The sequence below is a fragment of the Halomonas sp. CSM-2 genome, assembly GCF_002119345.1.
GTDB lineage: Bacteria > Pseudomonadota > Gammaproteobacteria > Pseudomonadales > Halomonadaceae > Vreelandella > Vreelandella janggokensis.
Genome location: NZ_NBYR01000008.1, coordinates 154,278 through 169,181, shown reverse-complemented (window position 1 = coordinate 169,181; position 14,904 = coordinate 154,278). Strand labels below are relative to the sequence as shown.

Genomic DNA, 14,904 nt, shown 5'->3' with positions numbered 1-14,904 from the left:
GCTTATTCGCCGGGAAAGAGGCTCGTCAACTTGGTGGCCAGCATCACGTTACCCGTTGCCTTGAGTTTGCCGGTCATGAATGCGGTCATGCCATTGATGTCACCATTCATGATGCCTTTCAGCGTATCGGTGCTCATGCTCAGGCTGACCGACGGGTCGTCGTGCTCACCCTCTTGAATATCGAGGTTGCCATCCTGGATATCCAGATAGTGACTGCCCGCATCAGAAAAATGAAACTGGAAAATCTCATGCATCCCCTGAGCGGCTTTTGGGTCAAAGCGAGCTTGCAACTTTTCGAGGGTGTTGGTTGACATAATAGCGTTCCGTTAAAAAACCAGATGGAATGAATAATGGGATGAAATGGCGTGCAATGTGAAGCGACATCGTACCATTGGCCACCTTGGGGCGAGAGAATATTTCAAACATATGTTTCATATCAAGCGCCGTTTTCATGCAGCGGTCAACGGTGGCAGCTTGATGCACATCAATCAAGGAGACGCACGTGAACGAATGGGTCGTAGAGATAGGTACGTTTATCGTACAAGCCTGCATTATCGTCGCTGTTATCGGCATCGGTGTATTGCTTATTGCACGTGCCAAGGCAGAAGGGGAGCGCGATTTAACCCTGCACGTAGAACCCCTGCACGAGCGTCGCCGTAGCCGCGCTCGTCGCCTGCGGCTCGCGGCGACGCCTGCCGGTATTCGCAAAAAGCTGCTCAAGACTTTCCGTCGTGAGGACAAGCATCGGCGTAAAGAAAAGGGCGAAACTGAGACGCCCAATGTGTGGGTGCTGACATTCAAGGGCGATATGAAAGCCTCGGCCACCGAGCATTTTGCCCAGGAAATCTCAGCGCTTATCGAGGTCGCCAAACCTGATGATGAAGTGGTGATCTGTCTTGAGTCGCCCGGTGGGCTGGTTCACGCCTATGGTCTAGCTGCTGCCCAGTTGGATCGTTTGAGAGAGGCAGGGCTTACGACGACTGTGTGCGTGGACAAGGTGGCGGCGAGTGGCGGCTACCTGATGGCGTGTACCGCGCATCATATTAAAGCAGCGCCTTTTGCCGTGGTGGGGTCAATTGGCGTGGTCGCTCAGATTCCTAACATCCATCGCTTGCTCAAGCGCCACGATGTCGACGTTGAGCTTTTAACCGCCGGTAAATACAAGCGAACATTGACCCTGTTGGGTGAAAATACCGACGAAGGGCGTGAAAAATTCCTCGAAGATCTTGAGAATACGCATCAATTATTCAAGCGTTACGTTGGCGAGCGTCGCCCCGATATGGATATCGATGCCTTGGCGACGGGGGAGATCTGGTACGGCAGTGAAGCATTGGATCGCAAGCTGGTCGATAGTGTCGGCACCAGCGAAGCGTATTTGATGGAGCGTATCGCAAAAGCCCACGTTTATCGGGTAAAACTCGAGCCCCCCAAGACAGTTGGCCGCAAGTTTGGCCTGGCGATGGCCAGCGGCGTAGAAAATGCCGTGCTTAAAGGACTAAGCATGCTGGAAGCCACAGGTTGGCATCGTCGTTAAGTACGATTTGCTGCTGCCTATCAAGCAGCAAAATGGTCTGCCAAGGTCATGATGATGGCCTTGGCGCTATCACTGCTGAGCGAATAATAAATCGTTTGTGATTCCCGCCGGGTATTCACCAGTTGGTCACGCCGTAAAATTGCCAAATGCTGCGAAAGCGCGGACTGACTCAGTGCCAGCTGCTGATTAATCTGTGTTACCGAAAGTTCCTTACCTGCGAGCAAGCACAAAATCTGCAACCGTTTCTCATTGGCCAATGCTTTCAACAGGTTGGTTCCCGCCTCGATGGCGTGACCGTTATGATTAAGCAGGCGTGCAGCACTCTTGGAAGCCGACATGGGGATCTCCTGGTCTACCTTTGAAAGGTAGCGTTGTTATAGGTTGTTGAAGGCATGGCCGCGATGTAGTGTCTGATTATTTAATGATCAGTAAATTAGCGTGGTTTGTCCAAGTTGTTGTTTAACGGTTTATCAATGGTAATCAACGCATTTTGTCGACAATGAAACCCATTCCGCGAATTATCTCCCACTTGTAGCCCATGGTCTTAGAGAAAAGCATCGGCTTAATGCATAAAGTGTCAACAATCCTGAGAGCCTTCCCCAATCACAATAACGATAGGTGTTCCCATGCGCCGCTACCCGCAGCTTTACCAGCAATCTATTGAGCAACCAGAACAGTTTTGGGCCGAGCAGGCCAAGCGGATTCCCTGGATGATGCCGCCCACGACGGTACTGTCCTACGATGAACAACAGCACGCGCGGTGGTTTGCCGACGGTGAGATGAACCTTTGCCACGCGGCCCTGGACTACCATGTGGATCAGGGGCGAGGAGAGCAGGCCGCCATTTTCTGGGATTCGCCAGTGACGCAAACCGAGCAGACCATTACTTACCGTCAGTTACGGGATCGGGTAGCGGCATTTGCCGGCGGCCTTCAACAGTTAGGCGTTGTAAAAGGCGACCGGGTGGTCATCTATATGCCGATGATTCCGGAGGCGGTGGTCGCCATGTACGCCTGCGCCCGACTGGGCGCGATTCATTCCGTTGTATTTGGTGGTTTCGCTCCCCACGAACTGGCCGCACGCATCGAAGACGCCGCACCGAAAGTCGTTGTTGCTGCCTCCTGCGGTATCGAGGGTGGCAAGGTAGTGGCCTACAAGCCGATCATCGACCAGGCCCTGGCCTTAAGTCCGCATCAGCCCGATGCCTGCATTATCAAAGTCCGCGCGGAGTGTGACGTCGAGTTCAACGAACGGGAATACGACTGGGAGGCCCTTGTCAGCCAGGCGACTCCGGCCGACTGCGTACCGGTAAAGGGCACCGACCCGCTTTATGTGCTGTATACCTCAGGCACCACGGGAAAACCCAAAGGCATTGTGCGCGACACCGCTGGCTATGCCGTGGCGCTTGCTTACTCGATGGAGGCGATTTATGCCCTGGCGCCGGGCGATGTGTTCTTTACCGCGTCAGACGTTGGCTGGGTCGTCGGCCATTCCTATATCGTCTATGGCCCACTGTTACACGGATGCAGCACGGTTCTTTATGAGGGCAAGCCGGTCAAGACGCCCGATGCTGGGAGTTTTTGGCGTCTCATCGAAAAATATAACGTCACCAGTTTCTTTAGTGCACCTACGGCCTTTCGTGCGATTAAAAAGGAAGACCCGGATGCACAGTGGCTGTCAAAGTACGACATCAGCTGTCTCAAGCATCTTTACGTTGCCGGTGAGCGGCTTGATCCGCCGACCTATCACTGGCTTGACGATCTGCTCGACGTACCGGTTATCGACCACTGGTGGCAAACTGAAACCGGCTGGCCCATTGCCGCCAATCTGCCGGGTATCGAACCCATGCCCACCAAGGCCGGGTCGGCGACCGTACCTGTTCCTGGCTTTAATGTGCAGGTGTTGAATCGGGATGGCGAGCAAGCAGCCCCCATGGAACAGGGCAGCGTTGTGATCAAGCAGCCGATGCCCCCGGGTTGTTTAACCGGTGTTTGGGGAGATCCAAAGCGCTTTCACTCTGCCTATATGGCAGCATTTCCGGGCTATTACCTGACCGGAGATGGCGGCTTTTTTGATGAGCAGGGTTACCTGTTCATCATGGGGCGCACCGACGATGTGATTAATGTGGCAGGCCACCGGCTTTCTACCGGCGAGATGGAAGAAGTCGTGGGCGGTCATCCGTCGGTCGCCGAATGCGCGGTCATTGGTGTCCATGATGATCTAAAAGGGCAGTTGCCTGTTGGCCTGGTGATTCCCAAGGATGGTTACACTGAAGGTGAAGAAGCACTCGAAGCAGCATTGATTGCGCGTGTACGCGAGCAAATTGGCCCGGTGGCCTGTTTCAAGCAAGTCATTGTCGTCGACCGGCTGCCCAAGACACGCTCCGGAAAAATCTTGCGGAAGTTGCTGCGCAACCTGGCCGATGGCCAGGAGGTGGGCATTCCTTCCACTATCGATGATCCCACCAGCGTCGATGATGTGCATCGCGCCATGTGCGATCACCGGATCGGTCGCGCGAACGAAACGCCACCTCACGCCTAGCCTTTGCTGACCGCCGCCCACTTTTAATGCGGTCGAGAAGGCGTATAATGCGCCTCTCGCCGCACTGGGTGCGCAATACATTGAGGGTTCCCTAACCCCTCGTTATACAAAAAGGCTAGCCGCATGTTTGTTTTAAACGACGCTCAGCACCGCCGTTGCCTCGCCGTCATGGTAGCGTTTCACATAAGTATCATCGCCGCCAGTAACTATCTGGTTCAGCTTCCTTTCAGCCTGTTCGGTTTTCATACCACCTGGGGCGCCTTTAGCTTTCCGTTTATCTTTTTGGCCACTGACTTGACCGTCAGGCTGTTTGGCAAAGGGCCTGCGCGAGCGATTGTTCTGCGCGTCATGCTGCCTGCGCTGGTCGTTTCGTATGTGATCTCCGTGGTGTTTCCGCAGGGCGATTTCGCAGGTCTGGGCGCATTGAGCGAAGGCAATCTATTTGTCGCGCGTATCGCAATGGCAAGCTTTTTGGCTTACGTTATTGGGCAGTTATTGGATGTGCAGGTGTTTGATCGTCTGCGACAGTGGGTATGGTGGGTCGCGCCGGTGTTTTCTACCGTGCTGGGCAACCTGGCCGATACCTTTGCATTTTTTTCGGTCGCCTTTTACCAGAGCCCGGATCCCTTCATGGCCACCCATTGGGTGGAAATTGCTGCCGTCGATTACGCCATAAAGCTTGCCATCAGCCTGCTGTTTTTCCTGCCACTGTATGGCCTGTTGCTATCCTGGTTAACGCGTCGGCTGGTGGTCTGGACCGATCAGACTGACGTCGCGCCGCGACCGGCCTGATAGCCCATCAACCGACGAGGAGCCACGATGAATGACGCCATGCCGATAGATTTACACTACCTTGACCAGCCCTCGGAAGAGCACGCCGATGCGACTCCGATGGTCGTCATTCACGGTCTTCTCGGCAGCGCCGACAACTGGCGCTCGCATCTCAAGGTATGGCAAGCCTCACGGCGGGTGATTGCGGTTGACCTACGAAACCACGGCCGTTCGCCTCATGTCGAGGGAATGAGCTACGCCCAAATGAGTGCCGATGTCGTCGCCTTGCTCGACAAGCTCGGATTATCGCAGGTTCATCTGGTGGGGCATTCCATGGGCGGCAAGGTGGCGATCAGCCTGGCCCGTCAACACCCGGATCGCGTTGCCTCACTGGTGGTGGCGGACATTGCCCCAGTGGCTTACCAGCATGGCCATGATGATGTCTTTGCCGCGCTCGAGCGGGTGAGGGAAGGGCAGCCCGCTAATCGCCGCGCAGCGGATGAACTGCTTGCTGAACACGTCGATTCCCGGCCGACCCGGCTGTTTCTTGCCACTAATCTGGTGCGAGGCGAGCAAGGTGGGCTCAAACTGCGCGTTGGGTTGGATTACATCCGCCAGGATTACGAGGCAATCATCGGTTTGCCGTCGGGGGAGGCGCCTTACAACGGACCGACGCTGGTACTACGCGGCGATGAGTCCCCCTACGTGAGCGACGCCATGCTGCCTGCGCTGCGTGAGATACTTCCCGCCGCACGTGTCGTGACGCTAAAACAAGCCGGGCACTGGCTGCATGCCGATCAGCCTGTGGCTTTCCAGCAATCAGTTGACGCATTTTTGACAGCGCAAACTTCTTCAGTCAACTCATAGAGCCTTGATGGATAGGCCATACTCATCAGGTTCACGTAAGAAACGCTGCAGGATCCGATAGCTGTCGATATCGAAGCTGGCTGACTCGGCATCCAGCTTCTTGGCGGCGGCTAAAGTGGCGGCACTTCCCAGGTAGCACCACTGATTTACCACGTGCCAGGCCACTGCCTTGTGCTCCGGTGGGGATTCCTTGATGACAATCCGCCCCGGCCACGGCCAGGTGTTGACCTGTAGGGGCTGCAACGCTGTCTGCGCGCGCTGTGTGTGGTCGCTGATTGTTTCGTTACCGCAACAGGCGCCCCGGCACTTTCCTACCTGGCTGGCAAAACAGCGGCCTTTACCCGCTTCCAGGCCCAGCACCTGCGGGCAAAGCTGATGCGTTTCGGCTAGCCCACGTAAGGCCTCCTTGGCACTGGAAGCATTTCGGTAAAGACCGAAGAATCCTCCCGTTGTCGGTTGATTAAGCGCCGTGCCGCTGAGCAATTGTGGCTGTGTCGCCCCCTCTGGCCAATGCCAGGTGGTCAGGTTGCGCTGCTTGCGTAATTGACGGTTCATGATCGGTAGCAGTGACTTGACCAGTTGGGCTTCCCGTAGCTGGGCACCCAGGTCGCCAGCTGTCTCTTCCCATTCTATATGCTGTATCTGCTCGACCATTCGCATCGCTTTATGATCGTGGCGGGCTCGCCGAAAATGGTCGCGCACGCGGTCGCGTAGGCGGATACTCTTGCCGACGTAAAGCGGTAGCCGGTTATGGCCATAAAACAGATACACTCCAGGCCTGGATGGTAGCTGGTCGAGCATGTCCTGATCAATCCGTGCCGGTCGTTGACGACCCCGGGTTTCATCCAATTGCGTTTGCCGTTTGGTCGGTGATTAACAGCCCCCCGACTAGAGGGTATGGGGATCGATGGCCAGGCGTGACACTGGCAAAAGCTCATCGCTGAGGCCTTGCTGTAAAAGAAATTGTTCAAAGGCCTGATAGCGGCGGTTATCCACCGCACCAGGTGACAACGCGATACGCCTGAGGAGGTCTTGCCAATTTGCTGCATTAATGGGGTTATCAAGCACCGGTTCGGCACTGATCAGTAACTCCCAGGCGGCATCGGGGTTTTCCAATATCCAGTAATGCGCGTCTTCAATGGCCCTGACAATGTGAGACCAGGTCTTGGCACGACGGGCGGTACCGTCTCGGTTGGCCAACAGTATCAAGCCGTCGTAGCGCGGAATATCCAGGGCACTGTGGCGTATAACCTGCGTATTGATGCCTTCATTCGCCAGTTGTTCAGGTAATGAATGAAAGGGCGCATCGATGACCGCATCGACCTGCTCCTCAGCGAAAGCACGGCGAATGTCAAAATGCAGATTAACCGGAGGCGCGACATTGCCAGCCTGGGTGAGTGCCTTGGGGATCAAATAAGGGATGAACAGGTCAAGACCTTCGCGGCTTGTGTAGCCGTAGCGCATCCTTGCAAGTTTATCCTTGATGGGATCTTCAATCTCACCTGCCACGACCACTGCGCTTAGCGGTGTTTCGATCAGCGTGGCGATACGTACGATAGGAGCTCCATCATGCACGTAGAGATGCAGTGAAGGCTGGCGACTTAAGGCAAAATCGATTTCATCGGCCGCTAATAGCTTCAGTCCGACGCTTGGGTCTGCCGGTGTCTGGAGCTCAACCTTCATGCCTTGGGCGGTAAACAAGCCACGTTGCTGAGCCACGATGAGCCCTGCGTGCTTCGGGCTCAAAAACCAGTCCAGCATGATGCTGACCTGTTCAAGGGGTGGTGGCTCAAGGGGAGGCGCTGGGGTGACGGCGTTGGTAGGCGCCTCCTGTTGGGGCTCCTCTGGTTCGGCATCGGGCGTCCACCAGGCGGGGGGAACCTCGACGCTGCTGTTAAGTTCGAGCTGGCTGTCACTGTTCGTCTTCTGAGCATCCGACTCATTTGCGTATGTCATTGAACTTACGAATAATAAAACGACCTTTATAGACAGCAAAACATACCAAGTGCGACACAAACGGGTCAGCATCATCAATCACTCCCAGTAACAGAAAGCAAAGTGTATCTGGCACGCTAATCATCTGACCAGCCTTCAATTACGCCTTGTCAGTCCATGAGGCGCAGTAAATTCAACGCTGGCATGCGATAATCAGCGTGCTTAGAGAAGAGACGGAGAGTCATGGACGCAATCTACACGTTTTTCTTGGTCGGCGGTTCCTTGATGGCGCTCAGTATTCTGGCGAGTCGTCTTTCCTCGATGATGGGGGTTCCCCTGCTCCTGATCTTCCTTGCGCTGGGGATGGTCGCCGGTGAAGAAGGACTGTTAGGGCTCCAGTTCGATGACTATTACATGGCGTTCACCATCGGCCATTTAGCGCTGGCGATGATTCTACTGGATGGTGGCCTGCGCACACGCCTGAAAACTTTCCGCGTCGGCTTCAAGCCGGCGCTTTCACTTGCCACCTTCGGGGTCTTTATCACCAGTGCCATTGTCGGTGGCATCGCCATGCTGGTGTTTGATCTATCGCTCGCCGAGGGGTTGCTGGTGGGTGCCATTGTAGGCTCCACCGATGCCGCCGCGGTGTTTTCAATGCTAAGCGGACGAGGTGTCAATCTCAATGAGCGGGTAGGGGCCACGCTTGAAATCGAATCGGGTACCAACGACCCGATGGCGATTTTCCTGACCTTGATGTTGGTCGAATTGTTGGTTGGTGATATCGGCGGTCCCATTGAAACGCTGCTGTTTTTTATTACCCAATTCGGTATCGGCCTGGTGGTGGGACTTGGCGGCGGCTGGCTGAGTGCCAAGCTGTTGCGCTGGCTGGACCTGGCCCCGGGCCTCTACGCCATGCTAGCGCTTGCCCTGGGCTTCAGCGTCTTTGGCCTCACCAGTGTACTCGGCGGCAGTGGCTTCTTGGCGATCTACCTGGCGGGCTTGATGATCGGCAACCAGCCGGGCCGCCATCTCAACTTTATCCTGCCCGTTCACGATGGCCTGGCGTGGTTGAGTCAAATCGGTCTTTTCCTGGTGTTGGGGCTTCTGGTAACGCCCAGCGAGCTCTGGGACGTCGCGCTTCCCGCCGCCTTGGTAGCGCTGGCCCTGATTTTCATTGCCCGCCCGCTGGCCGTGTTGATTACCATCAAACCGTTTTTCAAGTTTCGCTGGCGGGAAACGTGGTTTATTGCCTGGGTGGGTCTGCGCGGCGCGGTGCCGATCGTGCTGGCCATTTTCCCCTTGATCGACGGTGTGGAAAACGCCTCGCTCTACTTCAATGTGGCCTTCGCGGTGGTGCTTATGTCGCTTCTGATCCAGGGTGGCTCGCTGACTGTCATGGCTCGCTGGCTAAAGGTGGAGGTGCCGACGGGTACCACGCCTGATCGACGCGGTCCGCTGGGTATATTGCCGGAAAACGACTACGAGATGTTCGTCTACTCAGTTGACAACAAAGACCTTGAAGACGTGCCCATCCGTCTTCTGCGCTTTCCCTCCGGTGCACTTATCTCGGCGCTATTCCGTGAACATGCCATGCTGCACCCGAAAGGCAGCACCCGACTCAAGCTGGGCGATGTAATTTGCGTAATCGGCCGTTCGGAAGACCTGAATGCGCTCAACCGTCTGTTTAACGGTGATTCAAAGTTAAAAAGGGATCGTGCCTTTTTCGGTACCTTTACCCTGGATGGCAGCGCCCAAATGCAAGATATTGCCCAGGCTTATGGTCTGACCTTGAGCCCAGGTGAGAAGGACATGACCCTGGCCGAGTTTGTATCGCTCCGCGTAGGCGGTCACCCTGTGGTAGGTGACGATGTGGACTGGCATGGCATCCATTGGGTTGTCAGCGATATGCAAGGCGGAAAAATCACCCGTGTCGGGCTAAGGTTGTACTAAAGGCGTTGACTTCCAAGGAAAAGCTGGTAGTATATGCATCCGTAAGCCGGAGGGATGGCAGAGCGGTTGAATGCACCGGTCTTGAAAACCGGCAAAGGTTAATAGCCTTTCCAGGGTTCGAATCCCTGTCCCTCCGCCACCTCTATATTAAAGCCCCGTTTTTACGGGGCTTTTTTGCGTTTCTAGTCCCTTCGTTTCTTGTTCAATACCCCTTCTACTAAATGCACAGGTCCTTTACTTGGTCCAGATCGTGTCTACGGTTGTTTAGCAACCTCCGTCGGCGCTTGGCGCTCTTGTTGTTTTCACCTTTCAGGTGAGGTGGGGCGTTATCAACGTTGATACGTGACCAGATCATCTTGAGAAGCTCATTCATGCGGCCTTAGGCCCAATAGAATGACGTCTGCGCACCGCTGCGTTATGTTTTGGATGCCGCTAAAGACCTGACTGCTTCCTAGTGGGTGGTTCACCTACTGTCCTTCTGGCTTCCTTTAGCACCCTGTCGCAACCAGGAGCTATCACCATGCGCTTGATTCAAAAGCACGACCAGAACATGACGGGCAGGGACTTCATTGTCAGCGATATCCATGGGCAATACGACTTGCTGCTGGAGTCCATGGCGCAGGTTGATTTTGATAAGACCAAGGACCGCCTGTTTTGCGTGGGTGACTTGATCGACCGCGGCGCTGATTCGTTGAAGTGTCTATCGCTACCCTTCGAGCCTTGGTTTTTCGGCGTGCGCGGCAATCACGAAATGCTGGCATTGGAGGCTCTAGAAAGGGGTGGAAACGCTGAAAGTCTTTGGATGATCAACGGCGGTACTTGGGCGAACAAAGAGAACCGGACCGAAGTTCACAGATTACTCCTCAAGGCGTTGAAGTATCTGCCCTATGCACGCCAGGTGGAGGTGATGGGGCAGCAGATAGGCATCGTTCACGCGGAGTCGCCCGCTGACTGGTCAATGATTGAAGATGCAGGCCCTGCCGAAAAAGAACAAATCGTGTGGGGGCGTTCCCGTATCAAGCGTATGGAAAAAACGCCGGTGACTGGCATCGATGCGGTGGTGGTCGGGCATACGATCATCGAGCGACCGACGTGGTTGGGTAATGTGTTCTATATCGACACCGGCGCTTTCCAAACCGGGCGATTGACGTTGATCAATGCCCGGGAGGTGTTGGCATGAACGGGAGCGAATGTCGGCCACCCAGTAGGGCTAGTGCGTTCTAAACGGTAGTTTCGCGGGGATGATCTCTTTCGCACCGCTAGTTGAATAGTATGATGATTCCCGTCAAATAAAGGCCGATTATTGCCATGCTTTCAAATCCAATACGGCCCGGCCCTTGCTCTTGTCGATGCAGAAGGCCCAACATGAGCACCCCCGTCATCAATACCGTAAGGGCAACCCATAACATCACATGATTGGGGATGACGTGATAAATGGAGCCGCCCCGATAAGCTACATCTGATGCGGCGGCAAACAATGTATCAAACGCATTACCACCGATAATCCCAGCCACTGCGAGCGTTAGCGCTCCCCGTCGCACCGCTGCAATCGTCGTTACAAGCTCGGGTAACGATGTGACGACTGATGTGAGCAGGACACCGACGGCGGCTTGGCTAAGCCCTGTTTCGGCAGCAATAATCGTCGCGCTACGTTCCAGCAACCAGCCGGTGAAGCCTATTGCAAGCGCGAGACCCAGGAAAATGAGCCATAGCCGCTTGAGCGTAATTTTTCCAGACGGCTCATCGGGCTGGTCCTCACGCGTCTCGCGGGTTCTTGTCGGGGACCACATCGGCCGTGTGTGAGCATTTTTAATCAGCCTTAGACCAAATAGGTAAGCAATAAATAATAACGGTGTGATCGGATGTATCTGCCAGAAAATCCACTCAGGCGCGAAACGCCCCACCAGCAACAGGCTGAGAAGGCACAAAAGTAATGCCCCCTGAATCAGGTTACCAAGAGAGGCTGCCGCGTGTTCGAGATTTGCACGTCGATATACCATGTCGGCGATCGTTAAAAATAGCGTCTGGACGGCGATACCGCCTAGCGCATTACTCATTGCCAGTTCGGGTTTATCAGTCCAGGCAGAAGAGACCGATACCACAATGCCTGATAGCGAGGTAGCCATTCCAAGCAAAACAGCTCCCGCAATCGCTTCACCTAAGCCAGTGCGATCAGCGAGGCTATCAACCACTCGAGTGAGTCGGGTACCCACGATACCAATGACAACTGCGCAAAAACCGAAGAGGGCAAACGCGGCCAGAAGCGAAATATCATTGAGCAATGTGAACATTCAGTTTCCCTCGTTAGGGCATATCGCTGTGTCATGCCGAGAATGTTTAACACTGGCTCATTAGAAAGCATGAGTTCAAGCAATAAGTGCCTCACCAACAGTATTCAGGATCGATAAAAAAACATTAAGCTGTGGGGCATGCGATATTACCTCAGCTAACGATCGGTGAAGTCAGCTTCGCTGGCTAAATTCTAGAAAAATCGCCGTTTTACTCGGGGAGTATGGGACCTTGTCGTCACTAAAAACGCACTACCAGGTGCATTGGTTGACCGGTCAGTTCTGTGGCGGTGGCAGTGAGTCAATGTATCGCCAGTCCATTGAGTCGAGGGTGCGGTTTGAATCCTGCCTTTACTTGATTGTGGCCGCGTTGATCTTCGGCATGTTTGCCATTTCGGATTATTACCTTCTGGGCATCACCAGAGAGTTTTATTTGCTGCTCGCTATGCGTATCGGGGTGGTGAGCTTCTGCCTTATGCTGGCCTTCATTATCGGGCGCTGGGGCGGCTATTCGAGAAAAGTCTGGCTGCATGCTTTGCCGCTATGGCTACTGGCGACGGGTATCATTTTGATTGTGCCATTACGCCCCGAAAGCCTTCCCACTCAGGTAACAGCGGTAGTGGTAGCCACGATGGCTTTTTATCTTTTGATTCCCAACCTCCTGACGGTAGCGGCGCTTGCCAGCCTCTATTTGAATATTGGGTTTTTGGTCTTTGCAGTGCTGTTTGCGGCGCTTGGCCCAATGACAATGCTTCGCATAGCGCTGCTGTTGATTATGGCCAACGTGGTGGGGTTCTGTGCATTGCTGCGTATTGAGAGCCTACAACGTAAGCAATTTGCGTTGCTTCACGAAGAACGTGGTCAGAATCAGCAGTTGCATGAGGAAATCGTTCGCCGAAAATCACTGGAAACGCAGCTGCGCGAAGTGGCAGAGCGGGATGCTCTGACAGGATTAAATAACCGCGGTCATTTCATGAATTTGGCCGAAAAACTATTGCAGCACTCACAACTGGAAAAGGTGCCGTTCGGCTTTTTCATGATTGATGTGGACCACTTCAAAGTCATCAACGACACCTGGGGCCATCGCCATGGGGATTGGATTTTGACCAAGATTGCCGAGGTCTGTGTTCAATCTCTGCGCCCTACGGATGTGATAGGGCGCTTCGGAGGGGAAGAATTTGTGGTGGCCCTTCCTAATATCAGTCCTGAAGACGCGCAAATGGTGGCAGAACGACTTAGAAAACAGGTCGCAGATCTGCCATTACAAAAAGAAATGGAAAAACTATGCCCAAGCGTTACGATCGGCATAGCGATAGCGCACACCCAGGACGTTGATCTCGAGACGCTGATCACGCGAGCTGATCAGATGCTTTACAGCGGCAAACGTCAAGGCAGGAACCGGGTGGTAATGTACGACAACCCGCGAATAATCCGGTAACCACTCCTTCCACAACGCCGAAGATGGCGGCAGCCAAAAATATGAAGTGGGCATTTTCGTTTGGCGTGCCACCGGTAAGATTAACCACCAAGGTTCCTGCAAGCAGCTAAAAGCGCCCTGAATAAGGGCGCTTGCTAATACGGGGTTTTGCGGAAAACGTACCCAAAACGAAGCTTCATCACGCAAGCGGCATTCAGGCCGGTAGGATGTTTTGGTTGACGCGGAAGAGGTTTGTCGGATCAAACTTCTTCTTGAGCTCCACCAGTCGCTCGTAGCTCGCGCCATAGGCGAAGGCAATGCGGTCGGTTTCATCATCGGTCAGGAAGTTGATGTAGGCGCCATCACTGGCATAGGGCTGGGTGCGGGTAAAGAATTCACGCGCCCAGTCGATGCAGCGCTCGTCCTCGGCAGCCGTCTCCCAACGGGCATGCACGTTTAGCACGTAGTTGGCGTCGCGGCTCGAGTAGGCCATCGCTTCGGATTGGGCCCGGCCCGTTTGGCCGCCTAACGTGGCAATAAATATCTCGCACTGTGAAGACGGTAGAGTGCCGGCGTATTCGATGATGGCATCGACCGCCCCTTCGCCAAGCGACGAGAAATTATGCGACTTCCAGTAGTTGCGGGCGCCTGAGGTTAACAGTGGATCGAACGCCTGTTGCCAATCGGTATATGGCTGTACGCCGATATGCTCACCATGGGCGGTACCGAACCCACGCAGCGGTTCGATGTGTTTCTCGCCTTCAGCAGGATCACCTGTGTAGCAAATGGCCAGTGCGACAATCTCTTTCCCGTGGACAGTCTTGGGCAGGAAGGGCAAGGGAGGTGCCTTGCGGGTCACCATCCACACGTTGAGTTCATCAGGCATCGTTTCCGTAAAACGGGCGAACTGCGTGATGACCGATTTCGCCTGATCGAAGGGAAAGACGATGAGACCGCACAGCACATTCGGGCCTACGGGATGCAGCTGGTACTCGAAACGCGTCACGATACCGAAGTTACCGCCTCCACCGCGAAGTCCCCAGAAAAGGTCGGCGTTTTCCGTTTCACTGGTGTGCAACTGTTGGCCATCGGCAGTAATCACGTCCATACCGAGCAGGTTGTCGATGGTCATGCCGTACTTGCGGCTGAGCCAACCGAAACCACCTCCCAGGGTCAGGCCGGCCACACCCGTGGTGGAGTTAATGCCCAGCGGGGTGGCAAGGCCATACGCTTGGGCAGAGGCATCGAAATCTGCGAGGGTGCAACCAGGCTCAGCATATCCGCGATGAAGCTTCTGATCTATGAGTACGCCCTTCATTAATGAGAGGTCGATCATCACACCATTGTCACAGACAGAATTGCCTGCAATGTTGTGACCACCGCCACGTATGGAAAAGGGCAAGTCGTTGGCGCGCACGTAGTTCAGGGATTGGACAATATCGTCCAGTGAAGAGCAGCGGGCAATCATGGAAGGCCTGCGGTCGATCATGGCATTCCAGATCTGTCGCGTTTCTTCGTATTGCACATCATCCGGAAGCATCACACTTCCCGAGAAATCGGCCTTAAACGCCTCTATTGCGGTTTGAGAAATATGGTTCATGA

General features: G+C 54.6%; 13 protein-coding genes and 1 tRNA gene. 8 read left to right on the top strand and 6 right to left on the bottom strand.

Annotated features, from left to right (window positions below; genetic code table 11):
• Window positions 1-2 precede the first annotated feature (2 nt).
• On the bottom strand, window positions 3-314 hold the full coding sequence (locus tag B7L15_RS08780) for an SCP2 sterol-binding domain-containing protein (protein ID WP_085918608.1): 312 nt from the start codon (window positions 312-314) through the stop codon (window positions 3-5).
• A gap of 188 nt (window positions 315-502) precedes the next feature.
• Between B7L15_RS08780 and sohB the strand changes: the two genes are divergently transcribed.
• Window positions 503-1,534: a protease SohB gene (gene sohB, locus B7L15_RS08775; RefSeq protein WP_085918607.1), complete on the top strand. Its 1,032-nt coding sequence runs from the start codon at window positions 503-505 to the stop codon at window positions 1,532-1,534.
• 20 nt (window positions 1,535-1,554) lie between these two features.
• Here the strand turns inward: sohB and B7L15_RS08770 are convergent, their stop codons facing one another.
• Window positions 1,555-1,872: an ArsR/SmtB family transcription factor gene (locus B7L15_RS08770; protein WP_085918606.1), complete on the bottom strand. Its 318-nt coding sequence runs from the start codon at window positions 1,870-1,872 to the stop codon at window positions 1,555-1,557.
• Window positions 1,873-2,160: 288 nt separating this feature from the next.
• Here B7L15_RS08770 and B7L15_RS08765 point away from each other — a divergent pair, with 288 nt between their 5' ends.
• From B7L15_RS08765 to B7L15_RS08755, 3 genes are all read left to right on the top strand, one after another.
• A complete protein-coding gene (locus B7L15_RS08765; protein ID WP_085918605.1) occupies window positions 2,161-4,074 on the top strand; it encodes a propionyl-CoA synthetase in 1,914 nt (637 codons plus the stop codon).
• A 123-nt stretch (window positions 4,075-4,197) separates the two neighbouring features.
• The gene (locus B7L15_RS08760) at window positions 4,198-4,866 is read left to right on the top strand and encodes a 7-cyano-7-deazaguanine/7-aminomethyl-7-deazaguanine transporter (protein WP_085918604.1); all 669 of its coding nucleotides are present in this window, start codon (window positions 4,198-4,200) and stop codon (window positions 4,864-4,866) included.
• A gap of 27 nt (window positions 4,867-4,893) precedes the next feature.
• Complete coding sequence (locus tag B7L15_RS08755) at window positions 4,894-5,712, top strand: alpha/beta fold hydrolase (protein WP_085918603.1); 819 nt, start codon at window positions 4,894-4,896, stop codon at window positions 5,710-5,712.
• On the opposite strand, the gene B7L15_RS08750 is transcribed toward B7L15_RS08755, so the two are convergent.
• Window positions 5,707-6,561 carry a GIY-YIG nuclease family protein gene (locus tag B7L15_RS08750; protein ID WP_254902893.1) on the bottom strand — a complete coding sequence of 285 codons (855 nt, stop codon included), beginning with the start codon at window positions 6,559-6,561 and terminating at the stop codon, window positions 5,707-5,709. The two genes, B7L15_RS08755 and B7L15_RS08750, sit on opposite strands and share 6 nt — an antisense overlap.
• A 39-nt stretch (window positions 6,562-6,600) precedes the next feature.
• Window positions 6,601-7,668 carry an ABC transporter substrate-binding protein gene (locus tag B7L15_RS08745; protein ID WP_233337404.1) on the bottom strand — a complete coding sequence of 356 codons (1,068 nt, stop codon included), beginning with the start codon at window positions 7,666-7,668 and terminating at the stop codon, window positions 6,601-6,603.
• Between the two features lie 222 nt (window positions 7,669-7,890).
• Between B7L15_RS08745 and B7L15_RS08740 the strand changes: the two genes are divergently transcribed.
• The 3 genes from B7L15_RS08740 (at window position 7,891) to B7L15_RS08730 (ending at window position 10,777) form a co-directional block, all read left to right on the top strand.
• Window positions 7,891-9,597, top strand: coding sequence for a potassium/proton antiporter (locus B7L15_RS08740; protein ID WP_085918601.1), 1,707 nt, complete (start codon window positions 7,891-7,893; stop codon window positions 9,595-9,597).
• A 48-nt stretch (window positions 9,598-9,645) separates the two neighbouring features.
• Window positions 9,646-9,736 (top strand) — tRNA-Ser (locus tag B7L15_RS08735).
• A gap of 381 nt (window positions 9,737-10,117) precedes the next feature.
• Window positions 10,118-10,777, top strand: a complete 660-nt coding sequence (locus B7L15_RS08730; protein ID WP_085918600.1) for a metallophosphoesterase — start codon at window positions 10,118-10,120, stop codon at window positions 10,775-10,777.
• A 79-nt stretch (window positions 10,778-10,856) separates the two neighbouring features.
• Here B7L15_RS08730 and B7L15_RS08725 read toward each other — a convergent pair whose 3' ends face one another.
• The gene (locus tag B7L15_RS08725) at window positions 10,857-11,888 is read right to left on the bottom strand and encodes a sodium:calcium antiporter (RefSeq protein ID WP_085918599.1); all 1,032 of its coding nucleotides are present in this window, start codon (window positions 11,886-11,888) and stop codon (window positions 10,857-10,859) included.
• Window positions 11,889-12,144: 256 nt separating this feature from the next.
• Here B7L15_RS08725 and B7L15_RS08720 point away from each other — a divergent pair, with 256 nt between their 5' ends.
• Window positions 12,145-13,323 (top strand): GGDEF domain-containing protein, encoded by a 1,179-nt coding sequence (locus B7L15_RS08720; protein WP_254902892.1) that lies wholly within the window; start codon window positions 12,145-12,147, stop codon window positions 13,321-13,323.
• Between the two features lie 193 nt (window positions 13,324-13,516).
• Here the strand turns inward: B7L15_RS08720 and B7L15_RS08715 are convergent, their stop codons facing one another.
• Complete coding sequence (locus B7L15_RS08715) at window positions 13,517-14,902, bottom strand: FAD-binding oxidoreductase (protein ID WP_085918598.1); 1,386 nt, start codon at window positions 14,900-14,902, stop codon at window positions 13,517-13,519.
• Window positions 14,903-14,904: the final 2 nt, after the last annotated feature.

Excerpts from the sequence above, each read along its gene's own strand:
- B7L15_RS08780 (WP_085918608.1), bottom strand. The coding sequence starts at position 314 with ATGTCAACCAACACCCTCGAAAAGTTGCAAGCTCGCTTTGACCCAAAA.
- B7L15_RS08770 (WP_085918606.1), bottom strand. The coding sequence starts at position 1,872 with ATGTCGGCTTCCAAGAGTGCTGCACGCCTGCTTAATCATAACGGTCAC.
- B7L15_RS08765 (WP_085918605.1), top strand. The coding sequence starts at position 2,161 with ATGCGCCGCTACCCGCAGCTTTACCAGCAATCTATTGAGCAACCAGAA.
- B7L15_RS08760 (WP_085918604.1), top strand. The coding sequence starts at position 4,198 with ATGTTTGTTTTAAACGACGCTCAGCACCGCCGTTGCCTCGCCGTCATG.
- B7L15_RS08755 (WP_085918603.1), top strand. The coding sequence starts at position 4,894 with ATGAATGACGCCATGCCGATAGATTTACACTACCTTGACCAGCCCTCG.
- B7L15_RS08745 (WP_233337404.1), bottom strand. The coding sequence starts at position 7,668 with ATGACATACGCAAATGAGTCGGATGCTCAGAAGACGAACAGTGACAGC.
- B7L15_RS08740 (WP_085918601.1), top strand. The coding sequence starts at position 7,891 with ATGGACGCAATCTACACGTTTTTCTTGGTCGGCGGTTCCTTGATGGCG.
- B7L15_RS08730 (WP_085918600.1), top strand. The coding sequence starts at position 10,118 with ATGCGCTTGATTCAAAAGCACGACCAGAACATGACGGGCAGGGACTTC.
- B7L15_RS08725 (WP_085918599.1), bottom strand. The coding sequence starts at position 11,888 with ATGTTCACATTGCTCAATGATATTTCGCTTCTGGCCGCGTTTGCCCTC.
- B7L15_RS08715 (WP_085918598.1), bottom strand. The coding sequence starts at position 14,902 with ATGAACCATATTTCTCAAACCGCAATAGAGGCGTTTAAGGCCGATTTC.